Raw genomic sequence first — 21,850 nt, 5'->3', positions numbered from 1 at the left:
TGTAATTTTTATATCAAATATAACGATAGATACTTAATAATATGTTAACAGTAAGTAATTTATAGACAGTCTTAATAGAGACAACCTATGGAATTACTAGGATAAATTTTTCGGTTTTTTAGAATGTCAGGTTTTAATATTCCTGGCTTTTGTCATGCTCTCTTTGTAGTAGGCTGCTGAAATGATTACAATTATAAGTATTGCGGTTAAGTATACAGCATTAGGTATCGGAGGTGCATCTCCCTGGGCATAGGAATGCAATCCTGACAAGTAATAATTTACGCCAAAGAAGGTCATTAATACCGAGCTGAAACTGATCAGTGTTAAGCCGTTAAACAACGCCGCACTTTTAAATGATGGGATTTTTTTAAGATGCAGTACAATTGAATACACCAGAATGGTTACCAGTGCCCAGGTTTCTTTTGGATCCCAGCCCCAGTAACGTCCCCAGGATTCATTAGCCCATATGCCACCAAGAAAAGCTCCGGCGGTCAACAGGATCAGACCAATAATCAGAGATATCTCGATGATAATGGATATCTCCCGAATATTGAGTTCGATATTCTTTCGGTTGTTGTTCGTTTTAAAGGTGATCAGAATAAGGTTTAACAACGCAAGAAGCGCTCCAATGGCTAAAAATCCATAGCTTGATGTGATAACTGCCACGTGAACAATAAGCCAGTATGATTTTAGTACCGGCACCAGTGGTGTGATTTCAGGATTCATCCAGCTGAAACCTGCAACCATAAGCATGATACCTGCCAGAAGATTGGTTACTGCCAGGGTAATACCCGACTGACGGGCAAAGATCATTCCGGCAAGTGCCGTAGCCCATCCTACAAATATCATGGTTTCGTAACCATTGCTCCATGGTGCATGACCCGAAATATACCAGCGCAGGCCTATTCCTGCAGTATGAAGTGCAAAAATCAGTGCAGATACCAGTATGGCTCCTCCGTTCACATACTTCAGTGAAAGCCGGGGCTTGAATACAGTGAGTAGATTTATTATCAGTAGAATCAGTCCTACGGTCTGATAGATTCTTGAAAGTTTTCCAAACAGGTTCAGCTTGCTGTAAAGCACTTCAGACTTAATTTTAAATGATGATGGTATAATTTTGCTGCCATGCATCAACTGGTAGGTTTTTATGCTGAGTAATAATGAGCTGGCACTGCTCCAGTTTCCGGAAGACATAGCTTTAGCAGCCTCCTGCAAATATGCATTGTACATCTGAACAGGCGAACTCTCACCTTCGCCTAAATGGTTTGAAGGGAAAGTATGGGCGGTTGTCCAGTTTTGGCGGTCATCATCCGGTAAAGGGAAAAATTTAAAGAATGAGTTGTTGTAGATTTGGTAACAGATGTTGATCCGTTCGTCTAGGTTTATCACTTCCTTATCATATTTATTCCTTGTATTAGGATCTTTTTGATACGTTGAACTGACAAGTTTCTGCAGTTTATAATCACCCGTTTTATCAAACATATTATGATAGCTGATATAACCTGAAGGAGCACCAAGCTGTTTGGCCAGACTACCGTTTGAAATTTTGATAATGGGTTCATCCTGCCAGCGTGTCGGATCAGTCATCATACCAAGTATGACCTCGGTTGAAGATAAACCATCATATGTTTCTTTTTTATATAATTTCCGCATTAATTCGGATGTCAGGGTTGCAAATGGTTCAACCCTGCCGTTTTTATCCTGAACCAGAAGTGAGTTCAGCTCTTTAATGTGTTCTTTTTTAGTGGATGCAAAATCAGCAGGATTGTTTGCAAAGGTCGTTGCTGGCATTACCATCATTAACAGCAGAATTGCCGGGAGAGTAGCCCGTTTCAGTTTACGGATCTCACTACTCTGACGAATTAATGAACGAAGTTTACTGTTTCGGTTAAATAGCGTCAGTACCATTCCCAGGCCTAAAAGGAAATACCCCAGATATGAAACAAATGTTCCCCAGTAATCGTGGCTGACAGATAGAATTGTTCCTTTTTCATCCTGATCGTAAGAAGACTGGAAGAAGCGGAATCCATCGTATTTAAGAATGTGGTTCATATAAATTCGAAAAGGAAATGACGTATTGTTTTGCGGATCATTCAGTACTACATCGCTTGCATAGGATGAAGGGCTATGTGATCCGGGATAACGTTCCAGATCAAAATCCTTTAACTGAACAGAGAACGGAAGCTGTTTGGTAATGGATCCAAAATAAACTTTCAGATCAATATCGTCCAGGCGGGTTTCAGTTGGCACACCTTCACCGTTCTGGTTGATCAGGCTAATTCTGTCTGAGGCATTATCGGTGGAAACCGAAACAACCAACCCTTGCGAACCGGTTTGCATCCTGGTATTTGTTGAGATACTTTTTTCGGCATGCGGCATAAATGATTTGATGACAAACACATGCCCACCAACCCGGTAAATTGTTTTTTCCATGGCATCATGGCGTTCACCGGCAGCCAGAATAGTCGTGTCGCCTTTGGCCATCATGCTTGTCACCATCACATCTGACTTTGAGATAAACTGAGGCTTGTTCTGATCGTATAAGAATGTAATCATGCCAGGTTGATCCGGATCAAATGAATACGTATGCATGTCTACGGTTGCTTTTTCTCCCTGAAGCAGATCAAATTCATGCCCTGCTTTGCGCATGTCCATAATAAACAGCGAAACACCGGGCAGCCCAGTGCTGGATGGTTTCAGAACCTGTTCTGCATTTGGAAGGAAGCGTTCCGTTTCAAGGCTTATCTTTTTCCCACCTATTTCAAGTGTTTCAGTATAATGGTTAGATCCCTTGTGCGTTAGCCGGATCTTTTTGGAGATTTTTTCATTTACGCCTTTATAGCTGGCTTCCATGGTTAGATACGTATGACTCAGGGTAATGATATCCGAAGATTCACCTTCACGAATATGCATGGTACCTTCATAGCTTATATGTCGGGTGATGGCACCTCCTCCCAGAATCAGAAGAAAAGCCAGGTGGAAAAGAAGAATCGTCCATTTTTTGGGTTTATAAAGCTTGTTTTTGATGACATTTCCGGTCAGATTTATGGCAATAAGTCCCAGGAGAACTTCGAACCAGGGTGCCACGTAAACCAGTTTCTTTGCGGTTTCAGTTCCATAGGCACTTTCAATAAATGTAGCCCAACCAATTGCAACGGCAAAAATAAGCATCAGTACAACCGCCGTTGCCATCGAAAACAGAATATTTCCCAGCTTCTTCATTTTGTTCTTTTTCAGATATAATTGACAAATGTATATGTTTTATTCAGAAGATATTCAAAATTTTGCATATGCAATGCTAGTTTATCGGTAGTATAAATTAACGTACTTGTTATATAAATATTTTAATTGGTATTTTTAACTTTATCGTTTGAACCCAAAATTTACAAATGCTGATTATTTTACTGGCTTGCTCGTATTTACTTTGAAAGAGGAAACTTGTGGGATTATAAGTTTTTTACATGGAATATTATGACATTAATATCTTATACCAATAATTTTGGTCATCCAATAATTTGTGGTGATATTCTTATTACAAGGAAGGGTGGACTAAAAAATTTAAAACTACCCACACATTTAAATGGAACTTTAAACTTTTTAGGAAATCAAGACGCAAAGCCTGAAGAATTAAATCAAAAAATTTATGTTATTAACAAAGATTTGTGTGTTGCTGTTGCTGGATCACTAAGTAGAATATACTCTTTTTTAAATTCAGCAGAATTATTTTTCCACAAAGAAAAACGTTTAGAGGCAACGGATGTAGAACGTTTTATTTCTTGGTTTCAAAATGAAAAAGGTTTTGATAATTTCTCTGTATTGATATTGCATCATTTGAAAGATAATGGTAGGGATGTTTTTGGAGCTTATTATTTGGGTGAAGGTTGGCAAGAAAGAAGGCATAATATTTTTGATGATATTTTAGCATGTGGTTCAGGAGCATCTGATTATTTGAAAAATTTGGAGAATTTTCCTGAAGTATTAGGTTTAGGAAAAATAAATACTATCAATAAAGCATTATCTCAGAATCTAAATTTGCTTTCATTATTATTAGGATATGAATTAATATTTGCAGACACCATTAGAAATCATTATGGAGCGGGATTTGAGGTAATCTATTTTGAAAATAATGAATTTAAAAAGTTAAATAATTATACATTTATAATTTGGACGGGAAGTTTTTTTGATGATGAACTCAAAATGCAGCCATTCAGAATAATGAAGTATCAATACCAGTATGAGGTACTACTTGTTAGAACAACTGGTCTTGAAAAGAGTGATGATATATTTTTTATCGTGCCTATAAATAAAGAGAAAGAAGTATATAGAAATAAGAGTTTTACGGTTCCTGATTTTAGTTCTGATTTAATTATTTCATTTTTTATGATCAAAACGGAGAACAATAGAATTTTTAATGAATGTATACTTGTAGGAGGAGAAGGGAACGCGGGTGTTTTTATTGAGCAAGAAGGTAAGGATATTAAGGTTTATTTAAGCAGTGATTTTGAAAATGATATTAAAGATAGAGTAAAACAATTAGTTAAGAAGTGATATATAATTACTACAACCTTAATAAGGGTTAGTTTCGAAAGAGATATTAAGGTTTATACTGTAAAATTAATGATTCTGAAAATTATAGAAATAAAATATTAAATATGACACAGAACCAACTTTCCTATACCGGCGAATTTGAAATCGCGGCAGAACAGCAACGGTTTATAACTAAAGTATATGGCTGGATGACCTTTGCCCTTGCAATAACCGGACTTATCGCTATGTGGATTTCATCCACGCCTCAAATTGTAAATGTTATAGTTAACAATCAAATATTATTTTTTGGTTTATTGATTGGGGAATTAATACTTGTTGGCAGTCTGGCTTCCATGGTGAAGAAAATGTCTGCTAAACTGGCTACATTACTGTTTGTACTGTATTCCGTGCTTAACGGTTTTACATTCTCTGTCATATTTCTGGCTTTCACTGCAGAATCCATTGCCACCACATTCTTTATTACAGCCGGAACCTTTGGGGTGATGAGTTTTTACGGATACGTCACAAAATCGGATTTGACCCGAATGGGAAACCTGTTATTTATGGCGCTGATTGGATTAATCATTGCTTCGGTCGTCAATTTCTTTTTTCAGAATGAGATGTTGTACTGGATCACCACCTATGCGGGTGTATTCATTTTTGTTGGACTGGTGGCCTATGATACCCAAAAGATCAAAAAGATGAACATCATAGGGAATGAAGGCACTGAAGAGGATAAAAAGGAAGCCATTATGGGAGCTCTGACTCTTTATCTTGATTTTATTAATCTGTTCCTCTTTTTATTGCGTATTTTCGGAAGAAGGAGGTAGTAAACAACAATAATAGGTTCAAAATGAAAAAATTATTTCCAATCTTCATTATTATACTTCTGTTTCATTCCTGTTCAGATAAATACCGAAAGGTATCTAATGATAAATTTATCGGTACATGGGAACTGCAGGGTGCTTCAATTTTAACAGGGATTCATGTCAAAATAACAAAGGAAGATGGAGGATTAAAAGGACGGATTGTAAAATTAAATGAGAATAAATATGTAACCCTGTTCGCAGATTCAGCAGATACCTGGATTTCTGGAATTGAACGGAGTTCAAATTTCTCCTTTATCATTACTGAAAATAAGTTGGGTAAACCGCTGTTTGGATTATACGGTCTTCCGACTTCTCAGCAATATAAAGCAGAATTTATTAATGATAATACTATTGGTTTAGCTATAGACAGTTCTGATCCGAAAAGGTCTTCAAGAGTTTATGTGCGTATAAATAATTAATCATTAAATTTGATGAATTAAGTAATTTGCTCAAACATACCTTAAAACAATATTATGAAAAAAATTATTTTTATCAATGTATTTATCGTTTTTACCCATTTGGTAAATTCCCAAATTTTTGATTGGGCTTATACTAATGGCGGATTCACTGACAATTTTCTGTTCTGTTCTGAACTTACAAAAAACAATGAGGTTATTTTAGCTAGTAATGGAATAATACGTGGCATAGAGAGTGAGGTGATTTTTTGCAAACTTGATCAAAATGGCAAGATTGTTTGGATGTTCTATCCGGATTATTCGTCTTTCTGTGTTCCAACAGATGTCGTAATTGATAGCAATGAAGATGTTATTTTTACGGGATACTATTCTTCGATGACAATAGGTGATAGTGAGTTGACACATTCTACACAGCCGCGTTCTTTTATACTTAAATTGGATAAGAATGGAAACTTAATATGGATAAAAGATTTTGGTTCTCCCAGCGTAACAAACGCGACTTATTCAAATGCTGTTTCAGCTGATTATGAAAATAATATTTATCTAACGGGTACTTTTAATACATCCCTTAATTTTGGTGATAATCAGTTATTGAGTAATGGTTCTACAGACTTATTTATAGCATCTATAAATGCTGAAGGTGATCCGTTATGGGCAAAGTCATATGGCGGGATTAGTGATGACTGGACTTATGATATAGATGTTTTTGGTGAAACTATGTGTATTGCAGGTGCATACACAGATAATAATGTTGTATTTGATACAATTGTTCCTCCAAATATTGAAAATGCATCAATTATAGGATTTGTAGCAAATTTTAATCTTGATGGATCAATAAACTGGATTACCACCAACGAGTCATATAAATGGTCATTTAGTGAAATTTTAGATTTAGCGCATGATACAAATGGGAATATATACGGTTATGGACAATATGAAGGAGAATTAAAGTATCACAATGATACCTTAAAATCTCCTTCAAGTATTGCCGGCAGCATGCTGTATAAAATGGACAGGAACGGACATAAAATTTGGGCAAGGCAAGTTGACAACTCCGTTTATGAGTTTTTTAGTGATCATTTAGAAGGAACAATATACAGGAAAAACGGAGCTATTACATGTGATGATAATAATAATCTTTTTTTAGGATCAAGCTTTAAAGATAGCTTGATAATTGCAGATAAAAATTTGAAAAGTGGAAATGAAGACCAATATTGGGATTCAAGAGATATTTTTATAGCTAAGTTTAACGAGATTGGGTATGTTCAATGGATGAGGATAATAGAAGGTGCGTCTAATGATAGAATTACATCAATCCATTCATCAGGGGATAAGTTCGTAGTAGCAGGGATATATAAAAGTGATAGTTTACGATTTGATACTACGCTTATAGAAAATTATGCTGGCAAAATGAGTTATGATGTTTTTTGTGCAACTTTCGGAGACACAACAACTAATAAATGTCCTGTTATTAAATCTAAAATCACATCAATTAGGGATTATGTATGTGAAGATCATGAACTGGCTATTGCTTGCAACACAAATTATGGGAATACGTATTCGCTATTTCTTAATGATACACTGTTAGGTACATCCTATAATATGGACTGGAGTGTAAGTAAATCTGGGCAGTATAATTTTATTATCAACAAAGATTTGGTATGTTCAGACACGACACTTTCTAAATTAATTAACAAAAGAGACAAGCCTCAGGTTGATCTTAAAGCAGAATCAATTCTTTTTGATTGTTATGCTGATAGTCTTAAATTGGAATCTAAGGATAGTGTAGTTTATTTATATTCATGGTATCATAAAACTGATTTGCTTAATTCAGACACCAGTATATTATTTATCAAAACCCCCGGATTGTATATTTGTGAGATTAATGACGGTTATTGCATAAATAGGGATACGTTGCTGGTTGAAATGGATAATCCTAAAATTAATATGTATTCAGATAATACAGTTATATGTCCTGGAGATACTGTTGTATTATTTACAGAATATGATACATCCTATATTTATTCCTGGTTTTTAAACGATTTCGATTTAAGTTTAGATAGTAATAATATTCGCGTGGAAAAAGGCGGTAAATATACCGTAAATGTTAATAAGGGCAAATGTAAATCATCTGATTCTGTTACGATTATTTCCAGTTATGCACCTGTTTTTACTTTCGAAAAGGATACAATTTATTCGGATGTGCTACCAATTCGTCTTTCTCCTGAAAATGATTCAACCTATGAATACAATTGGTATTTTGAAGACACAAACTTTATTTCTTCGAATTTTACTATTGATGCTTCTAGATATGGGAAATATAAAATCATTGTAGAAAATAGATGTGGAGCAGTTGCTGATAGCATTTATGTGATTCTCGATGTTACTGATAATTATCAGGGGATAGATAAGGAAGGAAATATTCTTATTTATCCAAATCCAACTAAGGGACTATTTACTATTTATAGTACCAAAGATAATTATACATTTGAACTTACCGATATTAATGGAAGATTGATCGTTGAAAATGATATGAATTTTAATAAAGTTGTAGATATTTCAAAAATGTCAAGAGGTGTATATATTATTAATATTAAGATGGATAATATTGTTGTAAAGCAAGTTAAAATTTTAAAGAACTAGTTCATTATTAGATGTTTAAAAATATTGTATAGAAGTTCGACTTGAACCAGACTAAAAGATTAAATGCTATGTTTTTTGTTAAAAAAATCGTATTCTTTGTGCTAAGTGCAATTGTGATGTCTTCCTGTCATAATAAGCTCCCTGTGGATTCAAATTCTCATATAATTAACAGGATTGACAGCATGAGTTTCACAGATACCGTGTATGAAGTGACCTTTAATGCAGAGGACATCATACAGGACACAATATCCATCAGGTATATAAAAGAAAATGACTCAGGTCAGGTCGTATTCGAGCGGTTGGAATCACTACATCCCAACTTTTATTCCGTTAATGAATCTTATTATAAAGATGGGCGTTTAGTATTACGCAACGCGCAATTAAACGGGCAACCTTATTCAAAGTATGAGAATTTTTTTGATAAAGATACCTTACTTATCAGGTCAGACATGATAAATTTTGACAGTGGAAGAAACGATACATTTATCATTCGCTACAATTATACTTACTTTCCTGATGGAACTAATAAAACCATTAAATCCTTTACCGAAGGTGATACAACGGATACCTATCAGTTGACCAGGTACAATGAAAAAGGTAAGGCAGTTTCAGGGATATTTGTTTTAAAGGGCGATACGGTTCAGGATATGACGTATTTCTATGACAATGGTAAATTAAAAAAATCGGTTCTGGAGTTTATCGGATCAAACCGGAAAGAAGTGCATAATTTTAATCGCGATGAAAAGGAAGTCTTAAGAGAATATTATGCGCTAATCAATAATAAGCCAGTTCTCACTAAAGAAAAGAGCTGGGAATATGATCATGATGGAATCCTTCTTTCGTCGGAAACAAAATACATGGATAACAGAAAACCGGAATTGAGAAGATACATTAAAACAAGTGACTGAAGGGATAAAAAATAAGTCAGCTGGGGGAGTATTTTGTCCGTATGTGTTAGAAAAGTAATCGAAAAGTTCATCCCGTGATATCAGGTTAAGTTCAGCGGTTGACATCGATTGATGAAACAGGCTGTCTGAGCCGTTAATATTTCAAAATTTTGGGAGCCAATCGGCTTAATCCAGCCAGATTACGTTACTTTTACCCTGATGTTATCCGATATTGACATACAGAAGGCGCTGGCCTTGCAATGGCCAGTTATCGATGTGCGTTCACCGGGCGAATTTGAGCATGGTCATATTCCCGGTGCTGTTAATATTCCTTTGTTTTCCAATGATGAAAGAGCGCAGGTTGGAACCGTTTATAAAAAACAGTCCAGAGAAGCTGCGATTGAGCTGGGGCTGACTTTTGTAAGCCCTAAGCTGGAGGATTTTATTACGCAATCGTTTCAGCTTGCACCTGACGGAAAGGTTATTGTGCATTGCTGGCGCGGAGGCATGCGGAGTCAGGCTTTTGCCAGGCATTTAGCGGATAACGGCTTCTCTGATGTCAGGGTGATTACGGGGGGATATAAATCGTACAGACGGCAGGTATTAAGCGATTTTGCTTTTCCGGTTCATCTGAATGTATTGGGAGGATATACCGGGAGCGGCAAGACTTATATTTTAAAAGAGATCAAGAAGAACGGGAATCAGGTGATCGATCTGGAAGGTCTGGCACATCATAAAGGATCAGCCTTCGGTGGAATTGGTCAGGCTAAGCAGCCAACAGTAGAGCAATTTGAGAATAACCTTCATTCGGTTTGGCGTCTGCTTGATTTACAGAAACCCATTTGGGTGGAGGATGAAAGCATTGACATCGGACGGGTAAAAGTTCCGGTACCACTGTTCAGGCAAATGACCGATGCACGACTTATTTTTGTTGAGATACCAAAAGAACAGCGGGCTAAACATCTGGCAGCAGAATATGGAAGTTGTGATACAGAGGCACTTGCAAGTGCGGTAAAGCGTATTTCCAAACGTCTGGGCGGATTGAGGGTGAAAAATGCGCTCGATGATCTTGATAAGCAAAACTATTATGATGTTGCACAGAATACCCTGCATTACTACGATAAAACCTATTTAAAAGGCATGCAAAGGAGGAATAGACAAAACGTATTGCAGATCACCCTTCCTTCGACTAATCATGCAGAAAATGCCTCAAAAATTGAAAAATACTTGAACATGATGGAGAATATTAAACTAACACAATACAGTCACGGTGCAGGTTGCGGATGTAAAATATCACCAGCTGTGCTATCCGATATTCTGAAAACGAACCAGGTGGCTACCCCTGATGCCCGTCTGCTTGTAGGTAACGACAGCCGGGATGATGCTGCGGTATATGATATGGGTGACGGAACAGCGATCATCAGTACCACCGATTTTTTCATGCCCATTGTTGATGATCCGTTTGCTTTTGGTAAAATAGCGGCCACCAATGCCATCAGTGATGTGTATGCTATGGGTGGAAAACCGCTGTTGGCTATTGCTATTTTGGGATGGCCTGTGGACAAGTTACCGGCAGAAGTGGCTCAGCAGGTTCTTGAAGGCGGACGGCAGGCCTGTAAAGAGGCCGGGATTTCCCTGGCAGGCGGACACAGCATTGACAGTCCCGAACCAATATTTGGCCTGGCTGTAACGGGACAGGTTGAGCTGAAAAAACTTAAACGCAATGATACGGCAACAGAGGGATGCCGGCTTTATCTGACTAAGGCACTTGGTGTCGGAGTATTTACCACAGCTCAGAAACAGGGAAAACTACTGCCGGAGCATCAGAATATTGCACCCGATTCCATGTCGAAACTGAACAGAATAGGACAGGAACTGGCTGAGATAAATGGCATTACGGCCATGACTGATGTGACAGGATTTGGTCTTCTTGGACACCTCACCGAAATGTGTGAGGGCAGTAAGCTTTCTGCAGAAATTGTGTTTGATAAAATACCGGTCTTCCCGGATGTGCAGCAGTACCTGGATCAGAAATGTATCCCCGGAGGAACACACCGCAACTGGGCAAGCTACGGACAGCATATTCAGTTAAAATCAGAAAGCGACAAGTTTATTTTATGTGATCCTCAAACCAGCGGAGGACTACTGATTGCTGTGGCAGAAGAAGCTGTTGAGGCCGTGGAGGTGTTGTTAAAAAACAATGATATAGAACCGGTTTCTTTTGGCCAGCTATACCCGCCATCAGATACACTGATAAAAGTTATTTGATGTTTTAATTAAATCTGATTTCCAGGAGTAAATTGTTGCGATATTTACTACCTTGTTACACTTTTACCAACTTACTTAAAAAACCAACCGTTATGATTGTTAAATTCTTAGGTGCGGCTCAGGAAGTTACCGGAAGTAAGCACCTTGTTATCACCCAGAAAAACAAAAAGATATTATTGGATTGTGGCATGTATCAGGGTAAAGGAAAAGAAACCGATGCCATGAACCGTGATCTTGGCTTCGAGCCATCCGAAATAGATCATATCATTCTAACCCACGCACACATCGACCATTCGGGCCTTATACCATATGTATACCGGCGCGGGTTTCGTGGTTCGGTGATCTGTACACATGCCACGCTTGATTTGTGTAAGATTATGCTGGCAGATTCAGGTGCTATACATGAGGCTGATACGATATTATTTAACAAAAAAATGCTGGCACGCGGTCTTCCACCGGTTGAACCGATTTACACCCGTAAGGATGCTGTAAAATGTATGGAGTTGTTTATCGGTGTGGCTTATGAACGAAAGTTTTACATTGACCCTGAAACAAAAGTGCGGTTCACAAATACCGGTCATATGTTGGGAAGTGGTACCGTAATGCTGGAAATACTGGAGACGGATGGGTTGAAAAAACTGGCTTATACCGGTGATATAGGAAGAAAACATAATAAAATACTACGTCCGCCTGTGCCTTTCCCGCAATGTGATTTTCTGATTACGGAATCCACCTATGGCGATCGTCTGCATAAGGATCATAAGGAAGCACGGAATGAGCTCCTCCACGTCATTAAACATACCTGTATTGAAAAGAAAGGAAAACTGGTTATTCCTTCGTTCAGTGTGGGACGTACCCAGGAAATTGTGTATACCCTGAACCAGTTGTTCAATGAAGGCAAGCTGCCACGGGTGGATATCTATGTGGACAGTCCCCTGGCTGTGAATGCCACAGACGTATTCCGTTTGCATCCGGAGTGCTTCAATGATGAGATGCTGGACGAAATATATTCTGATCCTGATCCGTTTGGCTTCAACCGCTTGTTTTATACCCGTACAGTGGCAGAATCAAAACGCATAAATGAACGCAAAGAACCCTGTGTGATTATATCTGCATCGGGCATGATGGAAGCCGGACGTGTAAAACACCATTTGGCCAATACCATTGCAAATCCAAGGAACTCAGTTCTGGCAGTAGGATACTGTGCGCCGCGAACGCTGGGAGCTAAAATATTGCGGGGGGACAAAGAAATCTCAATTCATGGCAATGTTTACCCGGTGAATGCTGAAATATTCAGGATTGATTCTTACAGTGGGCATGGCGATTATGAGGAGATGATCGATTTTTTGAATTGCCAGGATAAGGAGCAGATTAAACGGACCTTTATCGTACATGGTGAGAAGGATGCCCAGGAAACGTATAAACAACATCTGGAAGACGATGGCTTTGGCAATATTGAAATTCCGGAAAGAGGATATTGGGTGTCGTTGTAAAAAATGCTTGGTGACCTTTGTGCGATACTTCGTGACCTCTGTGGTAAATTTTAACCACAAAGCTCGGGGTAAATCACTAAGGTCACAAAGATATTCTAAATACCTGGCTGCTTTTAGACATCAGAAGAGCTTTAATTAACGAGTCGAACTCAGGTGATTAATTAATGTATGAATTTTAATCTTCCAGTATATGCTTTACCCGTCCTACTTCACCCGATTCCAGCATCACTTTAATACCGTGCGGGTGACTGGCAGATTTAGTCAGAATTCTGGCTACAGCTCCTTCTGTTAGCTCTCCGGTGCGCTGGTACTGTTTCTGAACCACCGCAACAGGTAATCCCACTTTTATATTATTTCTTATACGGCCATCTTTCCCCGGTTCATTCATCTTTTACCTGTTTGCAAATGTGTTCAAATTTTACAGTGCAAATCTAAGTTTATTTTCTATGATTCACATCCTGCACCTATATAGGATTTGTAAATCAGGTTTTTTATATAAAATTTGTAACTTTTCTTTCAACTTCTGTACTAATGGGTAAACCAAAGATTAACATAGTGAAGAAAGAAGACACATTTAACCGGCTGGTGTCAGAGAATAGCGAACGGATCAGACGCATCTGTTGCTATTACAATAGCAATCCGGATGATCAGAAGGATATGTACCAGGAAGTGTTGGTAAATGTCTGGAAGAGCCTGGACAATTTCAGGGGTGATGCCAACATCAACACCTGGATCTACCGTATTGCTGTAAACACCTCGCTCACCTTTACCGGTAAAGCATTTAAGGAGATGAAGCTGCTTGTTAGGCAGGATGCAGAGCATCTGAGCTCGATTTTGGATGACGAAGATCTGGCAGCAAAAAAAGTACAGGAGACACAACTGGAGAATCTGCAACTGGAACTGAATCAGCTATCCGTTATTGATAAGGCTTTGATTTCTCTCGTGCTCGAAGGCCTGAGTATGAAGGATATCGCCGATATCATAGGGATTTCTGAAGCGAATGTGAAGGTTAAGATTCACCGGATCAAACAACAGTTAAAGGAAAATTTAAAAGCGTTTACCCATGAAAAATGAAACAAATAAAAATGGATCTGTCAATCTGGAATCCTTAGTTGACCGATTGAGAAATGAAGATCAGCGTTACTCAAGATTGAGTAAGGGGATACAAATTGTTTATTTTGTATTGCTACCCATTTATGTGTTATTATTGGTAGTACATATTATTGAAGGCAGTACCTGGTACGAAATTTTTGGAAGCGTGTGCTTTGCATTATCCATGCTTATTTTTGCCCTTTTCTTCCGCAGATACTATAAAGAGTATAAATATGTGGATTATGCTCAGCCCACACTATCCATGCTTAAGGATGCAGCTTTTCGCTATCAGCCGTTTCAGTGGCGGATGATCTGGCTTGTGTTGGCACTCTTCTTTATGGACATAGGATTAAGTCTCACAACCTTTCAAATGGCATACACAGTCCTGGTACAGATTTTGTTTTTAGGAAGTCTTGGGATTGCAACAATTATCGGATATATCATCTGGTGGTTTCGCTACAGACCCTTAAGAATGGATACTTTGAAACTGATTAAGGAAATAGAAGAAGATTAATATTATGGGTGATCCGATGACTTCAAGTCATCGGATCATTAAGCTGGATGTTATTTCGCTGCACATTCCATGCACACTTTTTTGTCTCCTTTAACGCGTCCGTATTCCATTACAGTCATTTCGCCGCATTCTTCGCATACAAAGCTGTTAAAAGAGTGAACCGGTTGTTTCCATTGGTATTCAAACACCTCTGAAATTTTCATCATCTTATCTTCCGGTGCATTCATTACTTTAACTACCAGAGGTTCTACCACGTCGTCAGGAACCTGTGTTGGGGGCACTCCTTTTTCCCTGTAATCTTTAAAAAAAGTTGTTTTTTTATTGGCCAGCATGGCTTCTGCTGTTGGAGTAACGCGTACGGCACGGTTTGTTTTTTTGTCGATCAGGGTCAAAGCCCATTTCCCTTTGTGGGTTTTTTCAATGTTTCCTTTCCCAAACGTACAACCTGTTATGACCTGAATACCATCTGCAAAACAGGTGGCGCAGTGATTCTCTCCAAGGTCTAGGATGGCGTGTAGGGCGCTGTCGCCGGTCCGTTCAACACCAAGTGCATTCATTGCTGCTGAACCAACCCGTAAGCCGTTCGGCATTGCAGGACATTTGTGCCCGTGAAATTTTTGCCCGAATTCGAGCCAGTCTTTTGGATCTACCATAATTTTTAATTTTATGTTGGTGTAAGTTTTATATTACTAATTAAATGATAGCTGTAACTGGATTGTCACAAAGTAATTTTTAAGTTCCCCTTTGGCAACATTGATTTTGTTATCAAGCATAAGCTTTAAATTGTCGCCGTTTATTTTGTAATTATATCCAAGGTGAACCTCAGGGAAACTATTCGTTTCAGATATCAAATCCGTGTATTGGTTCCATGAGACAGCCAGTTGATTTTTCCCAATATTCACATGTGCTAAAAGATACCATCCGGATGCGGTCGTTCCATTCAGACTGGCTAAAAGATATTCTGCCTGAATCTCTGTTCTTTTTGTGCTATATTTTGTATACAGGTTATATCTGAGATCATTCCCTGTAAAACGTGTTGTATCCGGCAGGATATTCTGTAATTTTAACTGATCTGCTTTTCTGTACATGACAGAATACCCTGCACTAAAGTGGCGTTCCGGCAAAGTAAACTCAGTTTTATGGGTAAGTAGAATCCCAAAATTCTTCAAGCGGTATTCTTTAATTCCGGAACCGTTAAAGAGACCTAGCCATGACTTAAAGCATTCATTTCGGCTTATATAGTTAGCTTCCAGTCCGATATCGCGTAACCCAAGGGTTCCGTTTGGAATCAGACTTATAATGACTTCAGCCCGTTCGGTCAAAGGCAAAAAGAAATCGCGCTGAAATTGTTCTAAACTGTAATGCGGAATGAACTGTCCCATGTTCAGTCTGAATCTGCCATTTTGATAATAGACCAATACATCCTGTAAGCTGAATATCTCATTTGGGTAGCTTTTATAATTTGCCTGAATATGAAATCCCCAATGTTCGCTTAGTCCCGGTGCCGAATTAATCCAGAGTTTCATTCTACGAACCGAAAATCTGTTTACAGTACCTAAATTACTGGTGAACCTTAATTGTGTGTACCCGTCCCATTCTATCGGAGAGGGTTCATTTATGGTTTGAGCCGGAATTGACAGACTTATCAACAAGATTAATATTGTACATATTTGTCTCAATATCATTCATTTATTAATGAAATGCAGACGTAAGGAGCGGCCAGCTCAATTTAACAGCCATCAGTAACAGGATAACAGCAAGGATCTTTTTTACTGTTTTGGGATCAAGTTTTTTATGCATGAATATGGTTCCTAAAGTGGCGCCTGCCAATCCGCATGCAGCAGCTATTAGCGATACCTTCCAATCCACGACACCCAGGCTCCAGTAAGTCAGAAATCCTGAAAACGACGAAAACGGAACGACGAATGCAGTTATCGTTGTTATTTTTTTGGGGTTGAACCCCAGCATTAATAAGAGCGGAGATATTATGCTGCCACCACCGATTCCCAGGATACCCGACAACAATCCGGCAAAGATGCCTATGAGAGTTAAGGCTAATATGGGATTGTCTTTCCGGTACACATCCAATTCTTTCCGTTTGTGAAAAAGAAACATGAACCCCGAGAATACTAAAAAGGCGATAAAAAGTCCCAGAATTATCTGTTTTGGGATGAACTGAGAAACCCAGGCTCCAACAATAGCAAACAGAAATGATGAAATGATAATTGGAATTGCTCCTCTGAAATCAAGAAGTTTGTTCCTGATATTGCTAATGCTGGCACCCGTTAAACTGATTGTATTGTAAAATAATCCGACCGGTCTGGCAACATTAATCGGAATTCCCAGAGATATGAGAATTGGAATGAGTATAACGGCACCACCAATCCCTCCAAGAGAAAAAACAAAAGCGGCAATAAATGATATGATCCCGATTAAGTAATCCATCGTTCATCATTAATATTCTGGTTGAGATTTAAGATGCAATAAAAATGATATATGTTTCATAAAGTCCGATCCCAATAAATAATATGGCAACAACTTTCCGGAACCATGTTTCAAAAACTTTTATCTTGTTGTACAGATTTCCGACTGATCCAATGCTGAAAGCAACTAACCATGCAAAAAGAATAACCGGGATCCCTGTAGCAATAGCAAATGCCAGGGGAAGGAATAATCCGCCGGGACTGCTCATCGTCATCGGGATCAACATACCAAAATAAAGCACGCCACTATACGGACAGAAGGCAAGGGCGAAAACAAGGCCAAGTAACAATACGCCCCAAAATCCGGAGTTGGATTTGCGTTCCATTTTTGAAGTGAGTGTACTGATGCCCGGTATACTTAAACGGAGAACACCCAACATAAATAAGCCGATAATGATAAGTAAGGGTCCGAGAAGTTTTTCGCCCCATTCCTGCAGGAGTGAAGAAACCTCGAACTGGCTGGCCCCCAAAAAGAAAATGATTCCGATGGAAGTATAGGTGATTGCTCTCCCGAGCGTATAAACCACGCCGTTGATAAAAACTGTTTTCCGGTTCTCAATATCTTTACTTATAAACCCTATTGCCGTAATATTAGTCGCTAAAGGGCAGGGACTTATAGCAGTCATAAGTCCCAGTGTAAAGGCTGATAATAACGGAATTTCTGATGACTCAAAAAAGTTTTGAAGCAGCTCCATTACTATAACATTGCATCAACCGTTTCCTTAATCTTTTCTTTTAATTTCTCTGGTTTGGTTCGTGCATTCATAAATGCATCATTGGTAAGATTTACAACTTCATCACCTTTAATAATCAATAATGTAGTGCCACTGACCTGGTACTTTTTGATCAAAGGATTTTCTTTGTCCTTTTCCCTGTTTATTGACTGGAAAGAAATTTTGTCTCCGTAATTCTCTTTCAGTGTTTCCTTTGTTACTTCTTCTACCGCCTGACAGGTAGCACAGCGTTGGGTTGCATGAAAATAGTAGGCTTTAACAGCAGATTCAGCATTTTTCTGATCCGCTTTTTGTGCGTTTTCTTTGCAGGCCGGATCAGGCGTGCTGCAACATTGTGCCTGTATGGCTACCAGTCCGGTTACAAATACAAAGCAGAATAAAATGAGTGTCTTTTTCATGATGTAAATTTTAATTATTCGCAATTCGTAAAACACCGAACATTTTGAAGAAATTTTTTAGAGATTTAAAAACTTCCTGAAAAGTTCCTGTGCTTCATTCCAGTTTTCTTTATTAATGCAATACTTAACCTTGGGTGTTTCAATCTCTCCCTGTATTAAACCTGCCTCTTTTAATTCTTTTAGATGTTGCGAGAGGGTTGATTTAACAACAGGTAGTTCTTCGGAAATATCGCCACTGTAACAACAACTTTGTTTGGAAAGCAACTCCAGTACATGCATCCTGATAGGGTGTCCCATAGCTTTTGCGTAGCGGGCCATTTTCTTTTGCTCTGTTGTTATGACGTCTTTCTTTGACATTATTGTTCGTTAATTAACGAACAAATATAATTACTTTTTTTATATTGATTGCCGGTAAGATGTTAATTTATTCAAAGTGATCCGATGAAATTTGATTCATCGGATCTATATTGTTTCATAGAATTTTTTTCCAGGCTCCATTTATGGATTTGTTATGTCCTCTGAACAGAACATTGAATGCATCAATCATTAACTGATCTTTTAAAGTCATACTCTCATAAAATTTCATTCGGTCTGGAAATAATTCAATGTAATCATGAATAAAAATGCTAAGCAGAACCATGAGATTTTTAAAGTTGTACTTTACTAAATCAGCATAAGCATTGTTTTCACTGCCGAACATCTGACTGAATTGAAAAACCGAAACGTTTGATGGATGCGAATAAAATGAAAAGTAGGTGTAATTGTCATCAAACAAATTACTTTTCAGGTTCATGGCCGTAAAAGTGTCTTGCCAGCTTAATCGTGTCACCTGGTTGTCTTTAAAAACAAGCTTATATTCATTTTCGTCAATTGCTGAAAGAATTTTTCCCTGATTCTTTGCATCCAGATTTTTAAATAGAGCACTGTTTTCAATTTGATTGGTCAGGTCCTTTATAATTTCCTGATCATCCTTTATTATTTGTTTGCTTTCTTCTCCGGCAGCATATTTGGTAAAGCGTTGTCTGTAATTTAACCCGGATAATACCCATAAATTATAGAGAATTAAGCGCTCGTCCTCGTTTTCAGGTTTAACATAAACAATGTAAAACATCGAGATGGTCTCAAAGGTATTTTGAAGATGTGCTGCAACGGTTGTAGGATCAATTAGTTTTTTAAGTTTGGCTCCTGTTTCACTGTCGTTGTAATTCACCCCGGATAAAAGTTTCCTGGCAGCCAGTAATTTTACAAAAACCATTTGTAAAATAGTCATAGCATCAGCTTCCCTGTCAGTTTTTTCAGTAAAATCCTGACTTTCCATCACCCTGAAAAGAAACCGCTCAAATATGTTGGTCAGATCGAATAAATCATCAATTGTATCTAAAGAGGTTAATCGCTCAATTTCCTTTCTTAGTTCATCTGTATTCATAATGTCAAGTTTTATCCGTTAGCAAATTTACTGAATATAATATTCTTTCAATATAGTTTTTTTATGGCAAAATAACTAAAACAAGATAGTATTTATTTATATAGTTTGAGAGGAGCTGTTCGATAATTTATGCTAAAGTTAAAACTCTCTTGTTCAAAACTGCATTGCTATCCCAGGGATAGTCATTCACGGTTCTTTTGAAAGCCTAAAAAGTGAGGATGCTATTTATGTATTTTGAAATGCGGACAAAACGATTAAAAAATGATCAAATCATTTGGGCTTACAGTGCTTCCAGCAACAATTAGTAATTCTATTAATTTTTGAACGATTGCAGGTGTTATAATTAAAAAAATAGTCATATAATTATAATTGTAGTTGTATGATTATAATTATAGTTGTATGTTTGCAGGATCATGGAATAAAACAGAATGACATCGATGAAAGAGCTAACAAAAGCAGAAGAACAAATTATGCGTTATCTGTGGGAATTGGATAAAGCATTCCTGAAAGACATTGTGGACCAATTCCCTGAACCGAGACCAGCCTATACCACGGTTCAGACAGTTGTCAGGGTTCTGACTCAAAAGGGCGTTATCGGGTATCAAACGTTTGGAAAGACTAATCAATATTATCCAATTATTTCCAGGGATGAATATTTCAGAAAGCATTTTAAGGGTGTCGTCAAAAATTTCTTTAATGGTTCCGTAAGTAATTTCGCGTCCTTTTTTACGGATGATGATGATTTAAGCCTTTCGGAACTGGAACGAATGAAAAAGCTCATCGAATCAAAAATTGATAATCTGAAAAAGAACGATGATTGATTATCTGTACTATTTAATCAAAGTCAGCGGGATCTTTGGTATCCTGTATGTCTTTTATTTCGCCTTCTTCAGCAAGCTGACCTTCCATAGGCTAAATCGTGCATACCTGTTAAGTATATTACCACTCTCCTTAATTCTCCCTACTTTAAAAATTGAATTCGGCCCAAATATTCCGATCTCAAAAGGACTTCCTTTTTTATTTAACGATTTTGGAACGGTGCATGGACATGGAATTCAGGCAGACTCTGTCAATCAATTTGAATTGAGTGTGGGAAATCTGTTCTTCATCATTTACAGCTTCGTATTAGTGCTGTTTCTAATAAGGCTAATTCTGAATGTTTTCAGACTAATAAGGATTAAGCGTCAATCAACAACAACTCTAAAAACAGGGAAATTCTCAATTATTCGCACCGGGATATCTTCCTCATTTTCATTTTTTAAATGGATATTTCTTCCTCAGCATATAGAAGTTGAAACAGCTAATCAGATTATTGAGCATGAAAAGTTACATGGAAGTTCATACCATACGCTTGACTTGATCCTGGTTGAAATATTTGCAGCATTCTTCTGGTTTAACCCCATTGTCTATTTTTTCCGCAAGGACCTCAAATCGGTCCATGAATTCCAAATTGACCAATTGCTTCTTAAAGGTCGTATGAAAACATCTGACTATTTGCAACTGCTTCTGAATAATCTGGAGCTCTCAGGTACAACGGCCGCTTTCTGTAACAGTTTTAATGGTTCAACCATTGAGAGAAGAGTTAAAATGATGACAAAAACCAAAAGCTCGGAATGGAAAGCAGTAAGATACGCACTGCTTGTTCCTCTCCTCGCTTTCATAACAATGGCATTCTGCGATCAATCCGGTCTGGCTGCTAATATACCGGATATTTCTCCCGTAAAGCCAGGAAATTATTCTAAAATGTCAGGATATGGTTATAGGATACACCCAATCACTAAAGAAAAAGCTTTCCATTTCGGGATTGACTTTGCGGCCAAAACAGGAACACCAGTCGTAGCCACTGCCAATGGTGTTGTAACCCGTGTTGTATTTCTAAAAAAAACCTATGGAAAATTAGTTGAAATCGACCACAGGAATAGTTATGTCACGCGTTATGCTCAGCTGAGCGATTTCGCTGTGAAAGAAGGAGATCAGGTAAAGAAAGGGGATGTCATAGGGTACGTTGGTCAATCGGGACTCTCTACCGGTCCACATTTGCATTATGAAGTATTTAAAGATGGCAAAAATGTAAATCCTAGGGATTATCTCACAAAATAA

General features: G+C 37.9%; 20 protein-coding genes and 1 pseudogene. 12 read left to right on the top strand and 9 right to left on the bottom strand.

Annotation, left to right across the window (positions count from 1 at the left end):
• Positions 1-126: 126 nt before the first annotated feature.
• Positions 127-3,222, bottom strand: coding sequence for a cytochrome c biogenesis protein CcsA (locus ACE01N_RS01005; RefSeq protein WP_380583930.1), 3,096 nt, complete (start codon positions 3,220-3,222; stop codon positions 127-129).
• A 249-nt stretch (positions 3,223-3,471) separates the two neighbouring features.
• Here ACE01N_RS01005 and ACE01N_RS01000 point away from each other — a divergent pair, with 249 nt between their 5' ends.
• The 8 genes and pseudogenes from ACE01N_RS01000 (at position 3,472) to ACE01N_RS00965 (ending at position 13,103) form a co-directional block, all read left to right on the top strand.
• The gene (locus ACE01N_RS01000) at positions 3,472-4,548 is read left to right on the top strand and encodes a hypothetical protein (protein WP_380583928.1); all 1,077 of its coding nucleotides are present in this window, start codon (positions 3,472-3,474) and stop codon (positions 4,546-4,548) included.
• A gap of 104 nt (positions 4,549-4,652) precedes the next feature.
• A complete protein-coding gene (locus tag ACE01N_RS00995; RefSeq protein WP_380583926.1) occupies positions 4,653-5,357 on the top strand; it encodes a Bax inhibitor-1/YccA family protein in 705 nt (234 codons plus the stop codon).
• Positions 5,358-5,380: 23 nt separating this feature from the next.
• Entirely contained in the window at positions 5,381-5,815 is a 435-nt protein-coding gene (locus ACE01N_RS00990; RefSeq protein ID WP_375729305.1) for a DUF2147 domain-containing protein, read from the top strand.
• Positions 5,816-5,869: 54 nt separating this feature from the next.
• On the top strand, positions 5,870-8,455 hold the full coding sequence (locus ACE01N_RS00985) for a T9SS type A sorting domain-containing protein (protein ID WP_380583923.1): 2,586 nt from the start codon (positions 5,870-5,872) through the stop codon (positions 8,453-8,455).
• Positions 8,456-8,523: 68 nt separating this feature from the next.
• Positions 8,524-9,363, top strand: a complete 840-nt coding sequence (locus ACE01N_RS00980; RefSeq protein ID WP_380583921.1) for a hypothetical protein — start codon at positions 8,524-8,526, stop codon at positions 9,361-9,363.
• A 198-nt stretch (positions 9,364-9,561) separates the two neighbouring features.
• Positions 9,562-10,563: pseudogene (gene mnmH, locus ACE01N_RS00975) on the top strand (tRNA 2-selenouridine(34) synthase MnmH); the annotation flags it as partial.
• Positions 10,564-10,575: 12 nt separating this feature from the next.
• Positions 10,576-11,610, top strand: coding sequence for a selenide, water dikinase SelD (gene selD / locus ACE01N_RS00970; RefSeq protein WP_380584849.1), 1,035 nt, complete (start codon positions 10,576-10,578; stop codon positions 11,608-11,610).
• Positions 11,611-11,702: 92 nt separating this feature from the next.
• Positions 11,703-13,103 carry an MBL fold metallo-hydrolase RNA specificity domain-containing protein gene (locus ACE01N_RS00965; protein WP_380583919.1) on the top strand — a complete coding sequence of 467 codons (1,401 nt, stop codon included), beginning with the start codon at positions 11,703-11,705 and terminating at the stop codon, positions 13,101-13,103.
• Positions 13,104-13,278: 175 nt separating this feature from the next.
• Here the strand turns inward: ACE01N_RS00965 and ACE01N_RS00960 are convergent, their stop codons facing one another.
• Positions 13,279-13,491 (bottom strand): YwbE family protein, encoded by a 213-nt coding sequence (locus tag ACE01N_RS00960; RefSeq protein WP_380583917.1) that lies wholly within the window; start codon positions 13,489-13,491, stop codon positions 13,279-13,281.
• Between the two features lie 143 nt (positions 13,492-13,634).
• Here ACE01N_RS00960 and ACE01N_RS00955 point away from each other — a divergent pair, with 143 nt between their 5' ends.
• Both ACE01N_RS00955 and ACE01N_RS00950 read left to right on the top strand, forming a co-directional pair.
• Positions 13,635-14,177 carry an RNA polymerase sigma factor gene (locus ACE01N_RS00955; protein ID WP_380583915.1) on the top strand — a complete coding sequence of 181 codons (543 nt, stop codon included), beginning with the start codon at positions 13,635-13,637 and terminating at the stop codon, positions 14,175-14,177.
• On the top strand, positions 14,167-14,709 hold the full coding sequence (locus tag ACE01N_RS00950) for a hypothetical protein (protein WP_380583913.1): 543 nt from the start codon (positions 14,167-14,169) through the stop codon (positions 14,707-14,709). Before ACE01N_RS00955 ends, ACE01N_RS00950 begins: the two co-directional genes overlap by 11 nt.
• A 50-nt stretch (positions 14,710-14,759) precedes the next feature.
• On the opposite strand, the gene ACE01N_RS00945 is transcribed toward ACE01N_RS00950, so the two are convergent.
• The 7 genes from ACE01N_RS00945 to ACE01N_RS00915 all read right to left on the bottom strand — a co-directional run bounded on the left by ACE01N_RS00945 (position 14,760) and on the right by ACE01N_RS00915 (position 19,750).
• Positions 14,760-15,362, bottom strand: a complete 603-nt coding sequence (locus ACE01N_RS00945; RefSeq protein WP_380583911.1) for an FmdE family protein — start codon at positions 15,360-15,362, stop codon at positions 14,760-14,762.
• A 36-nt stretch (positions 15,363-15,398) separates the two neighbouring features.
• Positions 15,399-16,388, bottom strand: coding sequence for a hypothetical protein (locus tag ACE01N_RS00940; protein ID WP_380583909.1), 990 nt, complete (start codon positions 16,386-16,388; stop codon positions 15,399-15,401).
• Between the two features lie 13 nt (positions 16,389-16,401).
• The gene (locus tag ACE01N_RS00935) at positions 16,402-17,154 is read right to left on the bottom strand and encodes a sulfite exporter TauE/SafE family protein (protein WP_380583906.1); all 753 of its coding nucleotides are present in this window, start codon (positions 17,152-17,154) and stop codon (positions 16,402-16,404) included.
• 28 nt (positions 17,155-17,182) lie between these two features.
• Positions 17,183-17,887: an aromatic aminobenezylarsenical efflux permease ArsG family transporter gene (locus ACE01N_RS00930; RefSeq protein ID WP_380583904.1), complete on the bottom strand. Its 705-nt coding sequence runs from the start codon at positions 17,885-17,887 to the stop codon at positions 17,183-17,185.
• A gap of 2 nt (positions 17,888-17,889) precedes the next feature.
• A complete protein-coding gene (locus tag ACE01N_RS00925) occupies positions 17,890-18,324 on the bottom strand; it encodes a nitrophenyl compound nitroreductase subunit ArsF family protein (protein WP_380583902.1) in 435 nt (144 codons plus the stop codon).
• 57 nt (positions 18,325-18,381) lie between these two features.
• Positions 18,382-18,681, bottom strand: a complete 300-nt coding sequence (locus ACE01N_RS00920) for an ArsR/SmtB family transcription factor (protein ID WP_380583900.1) — start codon at positions 18,679-18,681, stop codon at positions 18,382-18,384.
• Positions 18,682-18,796: 115 nt separating this feature from the next.
• On the bottom strand, positions 18,797-19,750 hold the full coding sequence (locus tag ACE01N_RS00915) for a hypothetical protein (protein ID WP_380583898.1): 954 nt from the start codon (positions 19,748-19,750) through the stop codon (positions 18,797-18,799).
• Between the two features lie 437 nt (positions 19,751-20,187).
• Here ACE01N_RS00915 and ACE01N_RS00910 point away from each other — a divergent pair, with 437 nt between their 5' ends.
• The gene (locus tag ACE01N_RS00910) at positions 20,188-20,571 is read left to right on the top strand and encodes a BlaI/MecI/CopY family transcriptional regulator (protein ID WP_380583896.1); all 384 of its coding nucleotides are present in this window, start codon (positions 20,188-20,190) and stop codon (positions 20,569-20,571) included.
• A complete protein-coding gene (locus ACE01N_RS00905; RefSeq protein WP_380583894.1) occupies positions 20,564-21,850 on the top strand; it encodes a peptidoglycan DD-metalloendopeptidase family protein in 1,287 nt (428 codons plus the stop codon). The genes ACE01N_RS00910 and ACE01N_RS00905 overlap by 8 nt, the downstream gene beginning before the upstream one ends.

The organism is Quyinboa ferrireducens (genome assembly GCF_042436675.1).
Classification (GTDB): domain Bacteria; phylum Bacteroidota; class Bacteroidia; order Bacteroidales; family UBA5342; genus JBHJHP01.
The sequence above is the reverse complement of the archived record's forward strand: the minus strand, read 5'-3'. Positions and strand labels throughout refer to the sequence as shown.